Below are 18,779 nucleotides of genomic sequence, written 5' to 3'. Positions count from 1 at the left end.
CTTTGACCAACCATGACGTGAAACATCTTTAGTAAAGCTTATTGTGATTAAAAGGATTCCATATGAAAATTCTCATACTAAAATCATGAAATTCTACACTATCTTATTTTAACTTCTGTTGTTTATAATAACAAAATGACGGAATGTTAATCATAATAAAAGTGATCCTTAGAAAGGATGGAAATAAAATGATGGGAAAAAAGCAACCAATTAAAAAGGGAGGCTTTGGAATTATTGTTCCATTTTTACTTGTTCTTGTATTATTTTCATTGAGTATCACCCAGCTGATGCACATACCAGGTAAACCGTTTCATCTACCAGCCTATTGGGAAATGTTAATTGCAAGTTTACTTGGAATATTGTTTGGGGGAATCATGCTTTCACAAACATCCTATGAAATTCGAGAGGATGGCTATATTTATTCAAAGCCGAATAAAAATTTTAAATTTGTTATTATTGCTATTATCATAATTCGAGTTTCCTTAAGCCAATACTTTAAAAATATTGATACAATTGATTTTACTATTCTAACAATGGCATTGGCCTTTTTTTATGTTAGTATTTGGCGAATTGGAAGTTATATTAAATTTCGCAGGCTTTATATTGGTAATCTAGCAGCGGATAGCAGATCATAATCAAGTTAAAAAATCTTGTTTCCAATAAAAAGAAACGTGTTTTTAGTAACGAGGTTCGGTTAACGTGAAAAATCAGTAATAATATATGCAGAAATAAACTATAAAAACATAAAAAAAACACTTGGATTAAGAAAAATCCAAGTGTTTTTACCATTTTTTCCCACTCAATAAATAGGACAATTTTTTGTGGTGACCTACGGGTGGTGACAGTCGCACAAAATTGTTGATTAATTATCTCCAAATCCAGAACTCATGTTAAATTATTATTGAGGTTCTTTTTACGTAACGCATGTTTTTCACGAATTCTTGTTAATCTATTTTCTTTTGTTTTTTCATAGAAATAATGAACTATAAAGTATGAAGTCAAACCAAGTACAATTCCTAAAGCAGTCATTCCTATTAAAAGATGTATTCCTCCATGAAGAATACCAATTAAGCCACTAAAATCACCGTGCATTAAATTCTGTAAAGAAAAAGGAGCATTGTGACCTATTCTAACTGTCATTGGGTAGATTATTTTCCCAACCTTTTTAGCAAAAGGTAAAAGAATAACGGGAAGAAAGGATAGTTTTCCAATAACATTTCCGATGATTGCAGCAGGTAATGAGCCTTTGGATATACGTACAATTGGTATAAACAATATATAAATTAGTCCAGCGGTTGAAAGAACCAGCATTTCTAAGCCAAAACCAAGGGAAAATCCCAAGGATACCTTTTTGGCTCCTCCAGGAGATCGAAAAAGCTTAATAAAATTGTACCTAAAAGCACGTCCTAGTCGTTGAAAAAAATTATACTTTTTATGTTTTATACTCATAGTGGTAACCCCTTGTGAAAACAGATAACTTAACTATATTCTATATTAAAGCAATTTGCCTCTTTTTTTTTATTATCTAGCAAAAAAATTTTTAAATCTAGAAAATTCGGGCTGAGCGTGCGTTTATTTGGGATTTTTTTCAAAAAAACTTTGGGCGCACAGCTTACAAAAAAAGGGTGAGATCATTCACCTAGTTCTATTTTTTTTGGATTAAAATCGATATGATTAATAATAAACACACATATTACCAATGTAACTCCTCTTAAAACCTCCTCTATTTAAGTTGGTTTCACTATAAAATGCCAGTAAGAAGTAAAAAAGGAAAAGGCTCGTTTGCCCTCTCCTCTCAAAAAATTATACAGTTGTTTTATACCCTTTTCTAAATAAATGAACAATAAATGTTCCTAAGAAAATCGTGATTATTACGGTGAAGAATACCATTTCATCCATATGAAAGCCGAAAGCAGAAAGGATCATTTTTACTCCGATAATGGCAATTAAAACAAACGCCGTTGTTTCAAATTCTGGTACTTTTTCAATCAATGCCAAGAATAAATTTGCGACACCTCTCATCATTAGAATACCTAGTACCCCTCCTAAGAATAGGACCCATACTTGATTTGAAACTCCAAATGCTGCAATCACACTGTCAAAGCTAAACGAAATGTCCATTAACTCCACTGTTAACACTGTTTTCCAAAAGGCCATTTTTTTATTTTGGACCCCATCTTCTTGATCATTTTTCTGAAGTAAGTTCTGAAAAACAATCCAAAGTAGATAATGACCACAGACTATTTTAATCCAGGCAATATGAATTAAAGAAATTCCTATTCCAATCACAACAACGCGGAAAAAATAAGCACCAAAAATTCCATAGAAAAGTGCTTTCTTTCGTTGGTCCTTTGGTAGATGCTTCACCATCACCGCTAAAACCAAAGCGTTATCAGCAGATAATAATCCTTCAAGGATAATAAGAGTTCCAATAACTCCCCAACTAGCAGGATTAAAAACTACATTTTCAAAAGCTTCTAATGAAAAAAAAGCGCGATAATTATTCACTATTTCTTGTAGGAACTCCATATGGATTTAGTTCTCCTTTTCCATTTATTGATCTACTTCCCACATGCAATAAAACTTGTCCTAATTAATACCAATTTCCCCGTTGATTCTACACCCTTGTTGGAGGAAGAAACGGGGCGGATCTTTGCAAAACCAACCAGGAAAAATAAGCTTTCTGCTACTTACATGTTCAAGATCAGCCATACTACACATGAATGTGTTTGTGTTAGTTTAGTTAACCGACCAAGAATAGCTTCGTTTTAGAGGAGATGAAAATTCTGTCTTAAACAATATGGACCCCTAGTCTAAATGTATGAAAAACCCTTAAATATATGTACTAAAAATATCTATTAAAATAATATACCAAAAATTAGGGACTGTCCCGCGAAAAAAAAAGACTACTTCCAGAGACAGTCACTGTCCTGTTAGCAGTCCTTTTAAACTATTATTTGCCTGAGTTCCCTTTTGGTATCGTTACTGTTGCAGTCCCTCTTATACTATTTCCAGCTTTATCTGTTGCAAGATAGGTAATTGTATAGATACGTCCATCCCCATAACCGTTTCTCTCGGCACGAAGACTGAATATCATGTCATTTGTTCCATAGGATGCACCTTGGACATCACTTGGGTTAGCATTTTCTTCATTTACAGTTATGGATTCTAATACAACGGAATCAATTCCTGATGTCGAATCACTAGCTTCAAGGAATGCTTTGATATCTACCATCTTATGGTTTGGTACAGAAAGAATAGGCTGGTCAACAGTAACCTTCAAAGTTGGTGCTATTTTATCGATTTTCACTTCAAGTGACTTCGCAATTTCAACATTACCTCTGAAATCTTCACTTCGATATTCGATAGTGAATACACCATCAGTAGTCAACTGGATTGGTGCTGTGTAATCAGACCATCCATTACCGTTGATTTGATATTGGGTTGTTTTAACACCAGACATATCATCTGTCGCTGTGAGGCTGACAGTAACATCAGATGTATACCACCCATTTTTTCCAGTTGAATTGATTGGATTTAAATCAACTGTTGTGACAGGTGCTGTAGTATCTGGAATTCCAACTAATTCTTTTGTATCTCTAACACGGATACGTTCACCCTGCGCAAAAGAACCGGACAATCCGACTGCTTCAAGAGTATCTCCTGCCTTCAGGACTGGAACTGGACCACTTTGGTTAACAATGTATCCGTCAGTAAATACTAACAAATCACCTGAGCCGTCATTGATGACATAGGAGTTATCATCAAATTGAGACACTACTTTCCCTTTCACCTTAACAAGTAAACCTTTGTTAGCATTCGTTGTAGCTTCCCCAGTTGCTACCTCTTTTGGCTGAACAGGATCACCTGAACTGAGTTTAATAACATCTTTAGCAAAACTTGTAAACTCTAATTCTTTGTTATTTTCAAACGTCTTAAGATGACCATATACCCGAACCTTATCTCCGGCTTTTAGTGAACCGTCTGGAACTTCAAGATAAGCCATAATACCATTCGTATCATCTTGTAGGTAGAACGCATCAAAGAATACGCCTGCAGCAGTGGTTACAGTTCCTTCCACTACAACATCTGTATCATCTGCTAGTTTGCGTGCATCGGAAATCTTAGAAACGTTCGTCTCCCGATCTGCTAACCAGTTAATAGCATTTAAAGCTAGTTCATCATTCCCTTTTGGTTCATATGATTCATCCATCTGTTTATCATTAAAGAAGTTCATACCTGAAACAATGATACGTCCTGTTCCGATTTCATCAGAGGCAATTAATGGAATAGCAGAACCACCATTATCATCAGAAACACTGTCATACGTGTATCCACCTTTAATATTACCCTGGTACGTTGTTTCATTTCCTTTTGCAAGGATTGTGACATTACCACCTTGTGTAAGAGCCTGATTATTAGCACCTGACAAGCTGACACCACTATAATAATCAACGAACGCAACGCGATCAGTAATATGGCTTGGTACTAATCCCGGATGTACTCTGACTGCATAGGGACTAACAGCTGGATCACCCCAGAAATTACCACTCTTACTTAAGTCAAATACTCCATCATTTCCGATTCGAATATTCGTTCCAATGTCGCTTAACAACGGGTTATTTATTGTTGGATCAGCACTGTTGTTACTCTTAGCAGTCATCAACAATGAACCACCATTTGTCACAAATTTAGCGACCGCTGCTCTTTCCGCATCAGTTAGTGCAGTTCTTGCATTTGTAAAGACTAACACTTTTACATTGCTTAACACTTCATCAGTAATAGTTACTTTATTTTCAGCAACCGTATATCCTTCTTTTTGAAGTTCAAGCGTAAAGGCTTTTAAGTTGTCTTTGTACGTTCCGCTGTCAGCACTTGTATTTTCGTTTCCGTGTTTAGCATCAATCAGAACTTTTATACCAAGTGATTCTTTAATTTTTACTTGTAACGTATATTGAACATCACCAATATCAAGGCCATCCTTTGAGGTTACTACCACGATTAATTTGTGATCACCTTTTATTGGAGTTTTCCAAGTAGCTGCAGCAGTTGCTGAGCTTTTACTTAAAATAGAAGAGATATCGCTTGTTCCAATAAAATGATCTTGATTCACTTCATCATAATAGAAATCGACTTTAAGATTATTAACTGTCTCCATTCCATTATTAGCAATAGTCGCTTTTAATGAAGCTGGATTGCCGTCAATAATTACACCAGCATCGATATCAATTCCGTTGACTTTTACATCAACTGATTGTTCCTTCGACCAGATTGGTGAAGAATAAATCCGTTCGCCATCCATTTGGGTAACTTTAACAACAAACCATTGCTGGCCACTTGTTACGGTATAAGATGGTGCCCAATTAAAATCCTTTGTCATTGGTGAATAAGAATCAACCACTTTTCCACCATTTGAAATTAATTCCACTTTAGCAATTCTGTCATCTGATTTATAAGTTGTTGGAAGATATTTATAATCGCTGTCATTATGTGCTTCGGCGACTAGGTCACTTCCGGAAATAGCAAACTTTAAGTTCTTTGTATCAACAGTCGAACCCATATAGTAACCATTTGCTAATACATCCAAATTGAAGTTTGGATCCTCTTCCATGTACACACGCATATTTCGCATAGAGTGTAGCAAGGATTCTTGAGATAAATCATTAGCAACAATAACTGTACGAGCATTGGTTTGACCCCATGTTCCATCATGGTTATCCTCACCATACGTTGGTGCAACATGCCAGCCCAGATCTAATGCAGAATAAAATTTACCTTCAGCATTTGCATATCCATAATGGCCTGAACCATTACCAACTTCTAACATCGTAAATAATTTATCCAGATTTTTGTCATACGGTTTAAAATTATTAAATGCATTTGCAGACATATCTGGATGATTGAATTGGGCAACGACATCATCATACGTCATAACCCATGCATAATACTGGCTTAAATCTTGGTATTGCTTCCCATTAATGTTTCGGTCGATGAAATTCTCGGTTCCGAAAACATTGGAATGCCCCCAAGTAGTAGCAGTCATTTCAAAGGCAGGGAATACAACAAACGAACCATTTTGTGTATATTGTTTTGCAAGGTCTTTTGTTAATTGCCACTGCTCTCCACCTTTACGTTCTTGCATACCTTTTTGATTTACCACAGTATCTTGACCAAGTAATGATGGGTCAATGTCATGTGAATGGTCTGAGAAAGAAAAGAAATCGTAATGGTGTTCTTCTGCTGCTTTTAAAGCATCTTCCGGATTTCCTGTAGCATCATGCGAAATGCTAGTATGGTTATGTGTAGTACCACGGTAGTGATTTCCTCCAGTAAAGCGAGGTACTATTTCAAATGTCCACTCTTTTACATTGCTGTTCCCTCTAGCGTCTTTTGCCGATACCTTGACAGTATGTGTGCCAAGTACCATGTCATCCGTAGGTGTATACTTTACTTGTGTTTTACTAATTGTGGCATCTGGAGCCTTAAGTTCGTTTCCATCAAGCCACAGCTGCACAGAAGCTGCATCAACACCACTTGGATCATTAATTAAAACAGAAATTTCAGGGTGTGGAGTCTCTATCTTCGATTTATCTTGAGGTGTTTCACCACTAAAGTCCGGTCCTAAAGTATCGTCTATTAAGGTAACCGAAAATGGAGATGCACTTGACCCTGCTTGTTTAGTTTGTGCACCTGCTTTTGCTTCAATATAATAGTCGAAGCCGTTTTGAGGTACATTTGCTGCGTCTAATGTGACCGTGTAACGCCCTTCACTGCCTATAACCATAGGTAAAGCAGTAAAATCAGTTTTACCTGTCGCTCTATAGTACAAAGTAACAGTTTCGGCACCATCAGCGTTTGCTTCAAATTGTACATTCGCTCCTTTGTAAACCTGCGTTAAAGGAGTATGTGTAATTTGAAGAATTGGTGCAATATCTTTTTTATCACGAGGATAAATTTGATATCCAGAAGTAAGTAGTGTTTTGTTAGTTGTATATTGTCCCAATACTCCAGTCACTGTGTAGCTTTTCCCTACAACAAGGTCTGTGTCTGGAACAATGCCTGTAGGACTTAGTATCCGTAAGGTTGTTGCTTTATTGTTTTCATCAACAAAAGTTACATTATAATTTGGAGGTGTACTTGCTGTTGTTGTAACCTGACCAGTAACCGTTACAAGGCTCCCTTCAAGTGGTTCTGCTGTTGCAAAGGTAGTTGACTCCAGAATGGTAAGATTTTTAGCTACTGGTATTGGATTGCCTTCACTCTTTTTTTCGATAGAAGTGGGCTCGAATTCTGTTAAACCGTTGTAAATAAGTACTTTACCGGTTACACGTAATTTATCACCTTTAGTGACCTTGAAAGGAGTATCTAAAGTAGTACTAAAAATGTCTATTCCTGCAGTATTATCCTGTAAATAGAAATTTTGTTTTTGTGTTCCAAGAATTTGATTGTCAACCGTCGCAACACCTTCAATGGTATAGAACTGGTTGAGATTTATTGGCTGCCCATTATTATCATAAGCTCGAACCTCATTAAGCTTTGTAATAACAGTTGTATCCGCTTTTGTAACGGATACGGGAACACTTTCTAACATGATTCCTTTTGCTGAGTTTGTAATCTGTGTTACATAAACAGTATTAGGAGCATTGTTAATCGTAACTGAAAAATCTCCTCCACTACCTGCTGTGATAGTTTGGCTATTTAATCTTTCTGCTGCATTTGCCGTATCATTTGGGTAAACATTAATAATAGCATTTGCAACTGTTGCTCCTGCTCCACCGATTAAAGTACCAACACCATTGGCAACAACATAGCTTAGTTTGTCTTGTACAACCGTTTGGCTTGAAGCAGCAACGTTAATTTGGATCGTTGCACTTTCATTCAAAGTATCCTGCTTAGCAGAAACAAATACAGATGCTAGTACTTTATCAGAAGTAAAGCTGATATCAAATGAGCCATCTGCTGTAGCGGTAGCAGTTCCAAGAGCAGTTCCTTTGGATGCGCTTTCATAAACATTGATAGTTGAACCTGGTTCAGCTGCACCTGCCAAACCTGTTACAGTTATATCATTACTATTTTGTGAAAATTGGATATTAGTTCCTTTTGGCTGCAAGCTAGTAACTGGAACCATTGGAGCTTCCGTTGGGCTTGCCGTATTTCTTGGTGTAGTAACTGGTCCTACATAGAAGTCTGCTGCGTTATCATTTGTATCCCATGCGTTCCCTTTGCCGGTAGCTGGATCAGTATTATCATATGGCCTACGTTGAGCACTGGTTGTATTTGATGGAGCCTTTGTTGCACCAGAACCCTCAAAAGTTGTTGCAGTTCCAAATCCAACAAAATCAATCGCTCCCGCTGGTGTTGTTCCAGTAGCTGCTGTTGTGGTATTTAATAAAACTACTTTTCCAGCAGTACCTGACATTGCGGATGCGCCTGTAGCATCTGGAGTTGGAAGTTAAGCAGCACTACCTGTTCCTGCGGCTTCACTTATCAAGTAATAACCATGTGACTGAATGATTCCTTTTAAAGTAGTAACCCCCCATGTTGAACCTGAAGAAGAAGCGTATTGTACAGACCATCCATCTAGTAAAACAGGTTGATCCGTCGGATTATATAACTCAATAAAGTCATTTTTATATGGTGCTCCGCTATTTCCTCCCCCACCGAAAACCTGAGAGATAACAACATGGTTTGCTTGCTCTGCATGAGCTCTACCAATTAAACTACTTGGCAAAAAGGTGCTGATCAATAGAAGAACTGTCGTGACAATGCTTGTTATGCGTTTAAATTTTCTGTTTCTCCAAATCATTCATTTACCAACCCTTCGCTTAGATTTTATTTAAACTAAATGCGAAAAATTTTTTATCGCCCCTTTCCTGTAATATCAATTACTCTTTAATTCTACGAAATATTCTGACATAAAGATATACCATTAATAATTATTATCTTAAGATTTATAGAGTAATTGATAAATTGTATACAATTCTGGATAAAATATGATTATATTAAGGGGGATAATATTTATTTTTAATAATGGCAATTTTTAAAAATTATTTTAATATAATAATTTTAGGAGGTTTCTCGTGCATTTACTTTTCAGTAAGAATGTAATCTTTCCGAAAGTCAGACTTCTAACCTTGTTGTTACTATCATTTATTCTGTTGCCATTTTTACTCTTCCCATCCAATGCATCTGCACACGCATACAGTGCTAGTTATACGAAAATAACAATGGATTCAAAAAAAACTGAAGTTGTCTTTTCTCTTGATACGTTATCTATCTTTGAATTAATTAAAGGGATTGATAAGAATAAAAACTGGGTTCTAGAAAAATCAGAAATTAAGCACAATAAACATAAATTAGAGGAAATTCTTTCTGAGGGTATTGCTCTTGATAAGGATAATAAGGAACAAACAGCTAAAATTGATCAAATGAAATTGGTAAAAAAACAAGATAAAGTATTTCTATCCGTCTATATGACTTTTCCTTCCTTTAAACCAGGGGAGACGATTAGCTTTAATGATGGCTTCTATGCCAATGATTCTGCAACTAATTATGTAGATCTTATTTCCGCATCTTATGAAGGTCAGACAAGTGAAAATGTTCTGCAGGGTAAGGACCGGGTTTGGACGATGCTTGTAACTGAAGTGCAACAAGAACAAGGAGCAACAGACGTACAAAGCATATCACCAGATACTCATCCGGTTCAAACTGCTCAGGCAACTCCTGTAAAAGAAACATCTACATGGTTTTCATTTTTTAAACTCGGAGCTCTTCATATCTTAACTGGCTATGATCATTTATTATTTCTTTTAGCGTTATTAATAAGGAAACAAACATTTAAGCAGTATGCAGCGATTGTAACTTCTTTTACAATTGCACATAGTATTACACTTAGTCTCGCTGTATTAGGTATGGTTACCATCCCTTCCCGTTTTGTCGAGGCAACGATTGCATTAAGTATTTGCTATGTTGCTTTAGAAAATATATTTCGCAAAGAAATTAAGTGGCGTTGGAGTATTACTTTTATATTTGGTTTAATTCATGGGCTAGGTTTTGCCAGTATTTTAAGAGAAATGTCAATTCCTAAAAGCCACCTAGCAGTTGCATTAGTTAATTTCAATCTAGGTATTGAGGCAGTTCAACTGTCTATCGTATTATTACTGCTTCCATTACTCATTTTAATCCAAAGGAATAAATCTTATGGAAAAATGGTGCGAGGTGGTTCATTTATCATCGCTCTTTTGGGAGCATTTTGGTTGGTTGAAAGGATTTTCTTTTAAAGGTCTTTTTTCTTGTATCAGAGAAGTTTTCTCCATATTTTTAAAATAGGTCATGCGCTAACTTTGTGTAAGACAAAAAACTACCCCTACAATTATACTAGGATGCCAATTGTTTTGTAGCCTTTTTACTACTTCATCTTCTTTAGGAAGATAATTGCTAATACCTATTCATCAAGACTATTTAAAAAGGAAAGGACTCATTTGTCCTTTCCTCTCAAAAAATTACATAGGTTTTAGAACTAATCTATTCTTCAATTTCTTTAATTATTTTCGCAGGATTTCCACCAACCACAACATTATCTGGTACATCTTTTGTTACGATTGCTCCTGAAGCAATAACAACATTATTACCTATATTAACTCCAGGGTTTATAACGGTTCTCCCACCAATCCAGACATTCTGACCGATTTTTACTGGCTTTCCGTATTCTACTCCTGATATTCTTTCCGTTGATTTTAATGGGTGTGTTGCTGTATATATGTGTACACCTGGCCCAATATAGCAATTATCACCTATCCTAATCTCACAAACATCCAAAAAAACACAATCAAAATTAGCATAGAAATTCTCATTAATATGTATATTGTAACCATAATCACATCGAAACGTTGGTTCTATGAATAGATTTTTTCCTGTTGAGCCAAACAACTCTTTTAATAATTTGGTTCTTTTGTTGTCATCTGTTTCAAGTGTTTGATTATATAGCCTGGTTAGTCTTCGTGCATTTAATCTTTCTTTTAGTAATTCTGGGTCGGCAGCATTGTAAAGTTCGCCATTTACCATTTTTTCTTTTTCCGTTTTCACCATTAGAAACTCCTTAAAATAAGATTGTATCGTTTAGCATACCCTTTTTAACCTCTTATTTGCTTCAATAAGAATAGCAGCCTAGTTTGTAATTGACATCCCAAGTATTCCTTCTAAATCATTTTGTAACTTGTAATTAGACCCAATATAGCTAACTAGAACTTTTCCCCTTTGATAGAAATGCGGATTATCTACCCAATCAATAATTCCATGACCGATAATACTACCATCCTTTGAAATCGTTTCAGAATCTTTTTTTGCATTTTTTTCATTTTTATATTCATAAATACCTATTCTTTTTTCATCTACTTCATAATATGCTGGGTACACTGAAAATAGAGAATCAAGAGTTGTTCCGTTTTCATTTTCGCGTTTAATGACTTTATAGCCTTTGGTTTTTAATATTTGTACAAATCTTTCGGTATCCAGAATATCTTCAACTACAGTAATATTAGCATCATTATTTTTTGATGGTATTTCTTGGGTAGTTGGTTTCCCCTGATTTATTTTAAGATTTGCAGAATCATCGATTGTTCGATTAGTACAAGCTACTAATATTACACAAAAAAATAGTAGTAAAACACAAATCTTTCTCATATAAAAAAGCCTCCTTTTAAATTAAGACGCGGGCACAATTTAATTAGATTCAAAATTTTAACCGAATTCCTTTAATTAAATCCGTCCGTACTAATTTTGTTCAAAACTTTTTTACATATTTGTGAATCTCTGAACAATATACTCTCATTTCGAGATAAAAATATTATAATAACAATGTAATCAAGTTACTAATAAAACTTTTTCATAAAGGGGACTTTTATATGTTTAGTCAATTTTTAAGAGAAAATAAAATTTCCGCAGCAATCTTAACTGTCTTACGTTTATACCTTGGATACGAATGGTTAACAGCAGGCTTTCACAAACTTTCAAGCGGCAGTTTTGATGCAGCTGGCTTCTTAAAAGGTGCGATTGCCAATCCAGTTAAAGGCCCTGATGGTAGCACCGTTTACGCAACTTATGTTGGATTCCTAAAACACTTTGCTCTTCCAAATGCTCATCTTTTCAATACAATCATCCCATTAGGTGAATTCTTAGTTGGATTAGGATTAATTCTCGGGTGCCTAACAACTGCCGCTGCATTCTTCGCACTCGTGATGAACTTCTCTTACCTGATGGCCGGCACTGTATCGAGCAATCCACTTGATATTCTACTAGGAGTTATCATTCTAGCAGCAGGTTACAACGCAGGACGCATCGGTTTAGACCGCTTAGTAATGCCATTCATTCGTAAAATGACGGCAAAGGAAAATAAAGCAAGAGTTAATGCATAATGCAAAGTACCTCACACCTAATTTTAGGTGTGAGGTACTTTTTATATTTTTCAGAAGAGGATGGCTTTCTTTTTTATTTGGCTATGTTTAAGATAAATGTTCATATGTTATACCTGTCCGAATTCTTAATAGACGGAAAAATTCCTCTTAATTAGAAACTTGGATTAAAAATAGATTAAAATAGACGGAGAGTTTCCGCCTATTGACTCTAAAACTGCGAAAATGGGGGACTTTGCATTGCGTAACCGGAAAACTTCCGCTTATACAACCCGAAACGAGCTCCATTCTGCATTTAACCGAAAAATCTCCGCTTATTTTATTTTCGTTGGTTTCTCGGATTACTCGTGTAATGATTGCAAATAAAGGATCTTATGTCCTGTTCCCCAATCATAATAAAAAACAACAATGAAGTTTAACAGTGCCTTTTATTTAAATGATATAAGGGAAACTCATTTCTTAAATTAACTAACCTCTCCTCCGCCCTCTACAATATCTGTATCATTTGATACAGCGGCTTCAATGGAAAGTTCTAGTCCCTTAACAATCAATTCTAGACTCATGCTTGGTTGTCCGGGGTTGCGGACGATCTGTTCAGGAAGGAAAGGAATATGGATAAAGCCCCCTCGGATATCCTTTTTGCTAGTATCAAGATAATTCATTAGTCCATAAAAAATATGGTTGCAAACGAATGTGCCCGCCGAATTCGAAATGGAAGCAGGGATGCCATTTTCATTCATTTTTTTCACCATTGCCTTGATCGGTAGTTTGGAAAAGTAGGCAGCTGGCCCTTCTTGAACAATTTCTTCGTCAATTGGCTGATTATTCTCGTTATCTGTGATACTAGCATCGTCCACATTGATTGCTATTCGCTCAGGCGTAATCGTAGATCTTCCCCCTGCTTGGCCAACACATATAACTATGGCAGGATTAATTTCATCTATCGCTCCTGTTAGACTGTCAATCGCTTTGCCGAAAACTGTTGGTATTTCCCTTGTGACCACTTCATACCCTGAAATTTCTTTTCCGCTTAAGAGATTAACTGCTTCAAGTGCTGGATTAATGGGTTCTCCACCAAATGGGTCAAAACCAGTAACAAGTATCTTTTTCATCGTGAGTTCCCCTTCCACTTGTTAATAAAAAAGATCCATAACTGCCTGTACGTTTATCTCTGAGTTAATTAGTTGTTCACGAATTTTGCGAGCAAAGCTTAAGGCATGCGCCCCATCACCGTGAATGCAGATTGTATCTGCTTGAATGGCAATGTCTACGCCTTGTTGGGACAATACTTTTCCTTCTTTCACCATGAGAATGACCTGATCAATCGCTTTTTGATCGTCAGTAATCAAGGCATTCGGTTGCCGTCTTGGTGTTAACAAGCCGTCTTGCTGATAGGTTCGATCAGCAAATACCTCACTTGCCGTCCTGAGTCCAATTGATTTTCCACTTTTCACTAATTCACTTCCTGAAAGGCCGAATAAAATTAATTCTGAATCTACTTTGTAAACGGCATGAGCGATTGCTTCCGACAGTTCACTACTTTTTGCAGCCATATTATATAGAGCACCATGTGGTTTTACATGCTGCAATATACCGCCTTCTGCTTTAACAAATCCATAAAGTGCCCCAATTTGATACACAACCATATCGAAGACTTCCTGAGGAGAGATTTCCATATTTCGGCGGCCAAAACCAATCAGATCAGGTAGACCAGGATGTGCTCCGATCCCAATCCCCTTCTCCAAAGCAAGTATAACCGTTTTTCGCATTGTCGTTGGATCCCCTGCATGAAAACCGCATGCAATATTAGCGGAAGTGACATATTCAAGAATATCCTCATCAGCACCCAAACGGTATGCTCCAAAGCTTTCTCCCATATCGCAGTTTAAGTCAACTCTATACAATGAAATCCCCCCAAAAATGACGACTCTTTTAATTTGACACCCTGTTTTAATAGTTGAAATACAGTTTCCCGTGACTGAAGCAGCTCCTGTGCTTCTTCCAATTGAATTTCCTGGAACCGGACTTTATCCCCGGGCTTGACCTGTGCAAGGATTGGAAGATCAACTGTTGCTACTTGTGCAATTTTCGGATAACCCCCAATTGTTTGGCGGTCAGCTAACAGTACAATCGGGTTTCCTCCGGACGGTACTTGGACAGTACCCGCTGTTACCGCTTCAGATATTAATTCACGGGGCTCGGATAATTGCAACTGTTGTCCGCAAAGACGGTAACCCATCCGGTCTGATTGCGGCGTCACCAGAAATTCCTCTTCGAAAAATTGCTTCCTGCTTTCAATTGTAAACCAATTAAATTGACCCCCGCGGACGGCGCGGATGATTGGATTTAAAGTATAAGCTGGGAAAATCTTTTGGCTTACCGACCACTCACTTGCGGCAACTTCGTTTGTGCCTGCTCTATCAAATAGACAGCTAATTCTACGAACTGCCAAATCAGAAGGAGCTTTAACAAGCAAAACATCACCTTCCTTTAGTGAACGTCCATGAAAACCACCGATTCCTGCCCGAAGATAGGTGCTCTGGCTGTCCATTATTTTCGGAATATCAAATCCTCCTGATATTGCAAGATATACACGACAACCAGATTTAACTGCTCCAAAGGACAATATACATCCTTTTTTCACAAGCACCGGCCTCCATTGCGGAATTATATGTCCATCAATAGTTGGGGATAAATTTCCGCCACAGATGGCGATCAATAAATTTTCTCTAAATTCTAGCTTTGAGCCAATCATCGTGATTTCAAGTGCTGCTTCTCCTTCCGTGTTGCCAACCAAAATATTTGCAACACGGAGAGCAAAGGAATCCATCGCACCACTGACAATCACACCATATTTTTGCATGCCGTATCTGCCCAGATCCTGAACTGTCGAGAGCATTCCCGGGCGAATTACCTTAATGCTCATTTGACCCGCCCCTTCCACACACCATATTCCTTACCCAATATTGGGCGAAAACGGACAATATCACCAATTTGCAGCAAACTAGGTGAGCTTTCATTCGGACGAAATAGTGCCTCTGGTGTTCTTCCAATTAACTGCCAGCCCCCTGGTGTTTCAATTGGATAGATACCAGTCTGCATTCCTGCAATCCCCACCGTTCCAGCCGGTATCGTAATCCGTGGAGATGAACGGCGTGGAGCTTGAATATTCTCTGACATACCGCCAAGATACGGAAATCCAGGTGCAAAGCCGATCATATAAACAAGATACTCACTTCCAGAGTGAATTTGAACCACTTCATCAACTGTTAGTCCATTATGGTCTGCCACAAATTCAAGATCAGGACCAAACTCACCCCCATAGCATACGGGAATTTCAACCGTTCTAGCTGCTCCCATTGGGGTAGCTTCCAAACTTGAAACGATTCTTTCTAATGCTGAATATGCTTCTTTGTAAGAAAGCTGCAAAGGATTGTAGTACACGGTTACTGTGGTTAAAGCGGGCACAAATTCCAACATTCCTTTAAATGAATTCCCTTGCAAACGATCCACTAAAACCCTAACCTTGTAATGAGCATCTAGCGTTATCTTGTTATCAAATTGAACAATTATAGCCGAATCACCTAACGGATACATTTGCATATCTAGTTTGCCGCCCCCTTAGACTACTAAGCCTTAATGACAAAATGAGGCATTATTTTTAAAATGAGTTACCTTGCCCGATCGAAATATCTGACTATTTTTTAATAATTTACTATATTAAGTAAATTTTATACACCCATAGTTCTAAATGCAATCTGATTTTCTCATTGAGATTTATTGCGTTAGAAAGGAATCTAAAACAAAAAGAGAACAAGGTCAACTTACTGCCTTATTCTCCTATATTCAAAGTATGAAAATGTTATTTTTATATTTTGGTATAATTTTGATTTACTATTTTTTAAGTAAAGTGAAACACAACCTTCATTCGGACAAATTGGCAACTCAGTGCCGGGTGACACTCATGTTTCCACCCTCGATCTTACGCTTCCACAACATTTGGTTGTTGATAGACTTCCGTTTCAAATTCACCTGTAACTTTACTCGTTAATACTCCAGCTGTCATAGCGCCACTGACATTCAAAGCAGTACGTCCCATATCAATTAATGGCTCGACTGAGATAAGTAATCCAACAATGGCGATCGGCAGGTTCATTACGGATAAAACGATTAAGGCTGCGAAGGTTGCACCACCGCCAACACCTGCAACACCCAATGAACTAATTGCTACAACGAGGATAAGAGTAAGGATAAATGACGGACTTGTTGGATCAATACCTGCTGATGGAGCAACCATTACCGCTAACATTGCTGGATAAATTCCAGCACATCCGTTTTGGCCGATTGAAAGTCCAAATGAAGCCGCAAAGTTTGCTATCCCTTCAGATACACCAAAATCCTTTGTTTGCGTTTTAATTGTCATTGGTAATGTACCTGCACTTGTCCTTGAAGTAAAGGCAAACGTTAATGTTGGTAAGCCTTTCTTCACATAATTTACAGGGCTTAATTTGGCAAATGATAATAGTAGTAAATGGACAATGAACATTAGAATGAGTGCTACGTAAGATGCAATGACAAACTTACCTAATTTCGCTATCGCTTCATAATCACTTGTAGCTGTTACCTTTGTAATGATTGCAAGAATGCCGTATGGCGTTAGACGAAGAATGAGCGTAACAACCCTCATGGTTATCGAATACAAAGTGTCGATAATTTTTGCAAAAAAATCACCATGTTCGGGATCCTTCCGTTTTACTCCAAGGTAGGAAATACCGATTAGAGCTGCAAAAATAACTACCGCAATGGTAGAAGTTGGACGAGCACCTGTTAAATCTTGAAATGGATTACTTGGGATTAATTGAACAATTTGTTGTGGAAGTGTCATATCTTGCACTCCAACAACCGTTTGCTTTAATTGTTCATTTCGAGCGATTTCAGCATCGCCAGAATTTAAATGAATGCCATCAAGACCAAATCCTAATGCAGAGCCAATTCCAATTGCTGCAGAAATGGCAGTTGTTCCTAGCAAGAGTCCGATAACAAGGAAACTGATTTTCCCAATATTTTTGGTCAATTTTAATTTCGTAAATGCTCCGACTATGGAAACGAATACGAGTGGCATAACAACCATTTGCAATAGTCTTACATAACCACCGCCTACAATGTTAAACCAATCAATTGAACCCACCGTAACTTCATGTGTTGTACCGTAGATAAGATGGATAATAAAACCAAAAACAATACCCAACCCCAAAGCTGTGAAAATTCGTTTAGAAAACGATACATGTTTTTTTTGCATTAAGAACAATCCAAAAATAAGTAATAGTAACACCACAATATTTACAATAACAAGAAGTGTATTCATAATTTTCCTCCAATTCAATATTTTAACTTACGGAAAATTGTATTACAACTATTCGTATGAGTCAAGTCGGAATTAAAGTATTTTAAAAATTCTCACTTTCCACAAAGCGGTTGCGTTTCCATCTCCAAACGTCATAAATTACGAAACAATACAAAATGTACTACAGTCATGGGCACGGTTCAAAACTTCCAAAAATAGTTGATTCAAAATAAGTGAATATATAGGAGTTAATACGTTGCAAATCGGATAAACATCCGTACTAATTTTGTTCAAAACTTTTTTACAACTTTGTGAAACAAAGAACAATTTATCCTTATTTCAAGATAAAAGCAGTACAATAACAATGTAATTAAGTTATTAATAAATCTTATTCAAAAGGGGTCTTTTATATGTTTAATCAATTTTTAAGAGAAAATAAAATTTCTGCCGCTATTCTTACTGTCTTACGCTTATACCTTGGATATGAATGGTTAACAGCAGGTTACCACAAACTTTCAAGCGGCGGTTTTGAAGCAGCTGGCTTCTTAAAAGGTGCGATTGCCAATCCGGTTAAAGGTCCTGATGGAAGTATCGTGTATGCCACTTATGTAGGTTTCTTAAAACACTTTGCTCTTCCAAATGCTCACCTTTTCAATACCATTATTCCTTTAGGTGAATTCCTTGTTGGTTTAGGTTTAATTCTCGGATGCTTAACAACAGCGGCTGCGTTCTTCGCGTTAGTCATGAATTTCTCTTACCTAATGGCTGGAACAGTCTCAAGCAATCCACTTGATATTTTACTAGGCGTTATCATTCTAGCAGCAGGTTACAACGCAGGACGTATCGGCTTAGATCGCTTAGTAATTCCATTCATTCGTAAAATGATTTCAAAAGAAAACCCAGGAAGAACCAAAATAAGTGCATAACACAAAAGAACCTCACTCTTGAAATTTCAAGAGTGAGGTTCTTATTTTAGCTAATCTGTCCAGGGGTTTAGGCCTATCCTCAGAATCGATTGCCTACTG

At 36.9% G+C, this 18,779-nt stretch carries 15 protein-coding genes; 4 read left to right on the top strand and 11 right to left on the bottom strand.

Translation table 11 applies throughout. The features are described from left to right. Positions 1-143: 143 nt before the first annotated feature. The gene (locus RCG20_RS19635; protein ID WP_308181820.1) at positions 144-635 is read left to right on the top strand and encodes a CcdC protein domain-containing protein; all 492 of its coding nucleotides are present in this window, start codon (positions 144-146) and stop codon (positions 633-635) included. A gap of 250 nt (positions 636-885) precedes the next feature. Here RCG20_RS19635 and RCG20_RS19630 read toward each other — a convergent pair whose 3' ends face one another. The 4 genes from RCG20_RS19630 to RCG20_RS19615 all read right to left on the bottom strand — a co-directional run bounded on the left by RCG20_RS19630 (position 886) and on the right by RCG20_RS19615 (position 8,806). Further along, positions 886-1,449, bottom strand: a complete 564-nt coding sequence (locus tag RCG20_RS19630; RefSeq protein WP_308181819.1) for a DUF2062 domain-containing protein — start codon at positions 1,447-1,449, stop codon at positions 886-888. Positions 1,450-1,803: 354 nt separating this feature from the next. After that, complete coding sequence (locus tag RCG20_RS19625; RefSeq protein WP_308181818.1) at positions 1,804-2,529, bottom strand: DUF475 domain-containing protein; 726 nt, start codon at positions 2,527-2,529, stop codon at positions 1,804-1,806. Between the two features lie 424 nt (positions 2,530-2,953). After that, positions 2,954-8,419 carry an OmpL47-type beta-barrel domain-containing protein gene (locus RCG20_RS19620; RefSeq protein WP_308181817.1) on the bottom strand — a complete coding sequence of 1,822 codons (5,466 nt, stop codon included), beginning with the start codon at positions 8,417-8,419 and terminating at the stop codon, positions 2,954-2,956. Positions 8,420-8,452: 33 nt separating this feature from the next. Then, positions 8,453-8,806 carry a lamin tail domain-containing protein gene (locus RCG20_RS19615; protein WP_308181816.1) on the bottom strand — a complete coding sequence of 118 codons (354 nt, stop codon included), beginning with the start codon at positions 8,804-8,806 and terminating at the stop codon, positions 8,453-8,455. Positions 8,807-9,080: 274 nt separating this feature from the next. Between RCG20_RS19615 and RCG20_RS19610 the strand changes: the two genes are divergently transcribed. Beyond that, positions 9,081-10,280, top strand: coding sequence for a HupE/UreJ family protein (locus RCG20_RS19610; protein WP_308181815.1), 1,200 nt, complete (start codon positions 9,081-9,083; stop codon positions 10,278-10,280). A 244-nt stretch (positions 10,281-10,524) separates the two neighbouring features. Here the strand turns inward: RCG20_RS19610 and RCG20_RS19605 are convergent, their stop codons facing one another. Together RCG20_RS19605 and RCG20_RS19600 are read right to left on the bottom strand one after the other, a co-directional pair. After that, a complete protein-coding gene (locus RCG20_RS19605; protein ID WP_308184406.1) occupies positions 10,525-11,085 on the bottom strand; it encodes a maltose acetyltransferase domain-containing protein in 561 nt (186 codons plus the stop codon). A gap of 81 nt (positions 11,086-11,166) precedes the next feature. Then, on the bottom strand, positions 11,167-11,682 hold the full coding sequence (locus RCG20_RS19600) for a hypothetical protein (RefSeq protein ID WP_308181814.1): 516 nt from the start codon (positions 11,680-11,682) through the stop codon (positions 11,167-11,169). 221 nt (positions 11,683-11,903) lie between these two features. Between RCG20_RS19600 and RCG20_RS19595 the strand changes: the two genes are divergently transcribed. Further along, positions 11,904-12,413: a DoxX family membrane protein gene (locus RCG20_RS19595; RefSeq protein ID WP_308181813.1), complete on the top strand. Its 510-nt coding sequence runs from the start codon at positions 11,904-11,906 to the stop codon at positions 12,411-12,413. Positions 12,414-12,874: 461 nt separating this feature from the next. On the opposite strand, the gene pcp is transcribed toward RCG20_RS19595, so the two are convergent. The 5 genes from pcp to RCG20_RS19570 form a co-directional block, all read right to left on the bottom strand. After that, a complete protein-coding gene (pcp, locus tag RCG20_RS19590; RefSeq protein WP_308181812.1) occupies positions 12,875-13,522 on the bottom strand; it encodes a pyroglutamyl-peptidase I in 648 nt (215 codons plus the stop codon). 21 nt (positions 13,523-13,543) lie between these two features. After that, positions 13,544-14,314: a LamB/YcsF family protein gene (locus RCG20_RS19585; protein WP_308181811.1), complete on the bottom strand. Its 771-nt coding sequence runs from the start codon at positions 14,312-14,314 to the stop codon at positions 13,544-13,546. Further along, positions 14,296-15,336, bottom strand: coding sequence for a 5-oxoprolinase subunit C family protein (locus RCG20_RS19580; protein WP_308181810.1), 1,041 nt, complete (start codon positions 15,334-15,336; stop codon positions 14,296-14,298). Before RCG20_RS19580 ends, RCG20_RS19585 begins: the two co-directional genes overlap by 19 nt. Continuing rightward, positions 15,333-16,013 (bottom strand): 5-oxoprolinase subunit PxpB, encoded by a 681-nt coding sequence (pxpB, locus tag RCG20_RS19575; RefSeq protein WP_308181809.1) that lies wholly within the window; start codon positions 16,011-16,013, stop codon positions 15,333-15,335. Before pxpB ends, RCG20_RS19580 begins: the two co-directional genes overlap by 4 nt. Positions 16,014-16,392: 379 nt before the next feature. Then, positions 16,393-17,775 (bottom strand): L-cystine transporter, encoded by a 1,383-nt coding sequence (locus tag RCG20_RS19570; protein WP_308181808.1) that lies wholly within the window; start codon positions 17,773-17,775, stop codon positions 16,393-16,395. A 389-nt stretch (positions 17,776-18,164) separates the two neighbouring features. On the opposite strand from RCG20_RS19570, the gene RCG20_RS19565 reads away from it, so the two are divergent. Next, on the top strand, positions 18,165-18,680 hold the full coding sequence (locus RCG20_RS19565; protein WP_308181807.1) for a DoxX family membrane protein: 516 nt from the start codon (positions 18,165-18,167) through the stop codon (positions 18,678-18,680). Positions 18,681-18,779 lie beyond the last annotated feature (99 nt).

The sequence above is a fragment of the Neobacillus sp. PS3-40 genome (genome assembly GCF_030915485.1).
In the GTDB taxonomy this organism is placed as follows: Bacteria; Bacillota; Bacilli; order Bacillales; family Cytobacillaceae; genus JAUZPL01.
The sequence above is the reverse complement of the archived record's forward strand: the minus strand, read 5'-3'. Positions and strand labels throughout refer to the sequence as shown.

Bases quoted from the DNA above. Each gene is read 5' to 3' on its own strand.
- pcp (WP_308181812.1), bottom strand. From the start codon at position 13,522: ATGAAAAAGATACTTGTTACTGGTTTTGACCCATTTGGTGGAGAACCC.
- RCG20_RS19595 (WP_308181813.1), top strand. From the start codon at position 11,904: ATGTTTAGTCAATTTTTAAGAGAAAATAAAATTTCCGCAGCAATCTTA.
- pxpB (WP_308181809.1), bottom strand. From the start codon at position 16,013: ATGCAAATGTATCCGTTAGGTGATTCGGCTATAATTGTTCAATTTGAT.
- RCG20_RS19625 (WP_308181818.1), bottom strand. From the start codon at position 2,529: ATGGAGTTCCTACAAGAAATAGTGAATAATTATCGCGCTTTTTTTTCA.
- RCG20_RS19630 (WP_308181819.1), bottom strand. From the start codon at position 1,449: ATGAGTATAAAACATAAAAAGTATAATTTTTTTCAACGACTAGGACGT.
- RCG20_RS19635 (WP_308181820.1), top strand. From the start codon at position 144: ATGTTAATCATAATAAAAGTGATCCTTAGAAAGGATGGAAATAAAATG.
- RCG20_RS19565 (WP_308181807.1), top strand. From the start codon at position 18,165: ATGTTTAATCAATTTTTAAGAGAAAATAAAATTTCTGCCGCTATTCTT.
- RCG20_RS19615 (WP_308181816.1), bottom strand. From the start codon at position 8,806: ATGATTTGGAGAAACAGAAAATTTAAACGCATAACAAGCATTGTCACG.
- RCG20_RS19580 (WP_308181810.1), bottom strand. From the start codon at position 15,336: ATGAGCATTAAGGTAATTCGCCCGGGAATGCTCTCGACAGTTCAGGAT.
- RCG20_RS19620 (WP_308181817.1), bottom strand. From the start codon at position 8,419: ATGTCAGGTACTGCTGGAAAAGTAGTTTTATTAAATACCACAACAGCA.
- RCG20_RS19570 (WP_308181808.1), bottom strand. From the start codon at position 17,775: ATGAATACACTTCTTGTTATTGTAAATATTGTGGTGTTACTATTACTT.
- RCG20_RS19600 (WP_308181814.1), bottom strand. From the start codon at position 11,682: ATGAGAAAGATTTGTGTTTTACTACTATTTTTTTGTGTAATATTAGTA.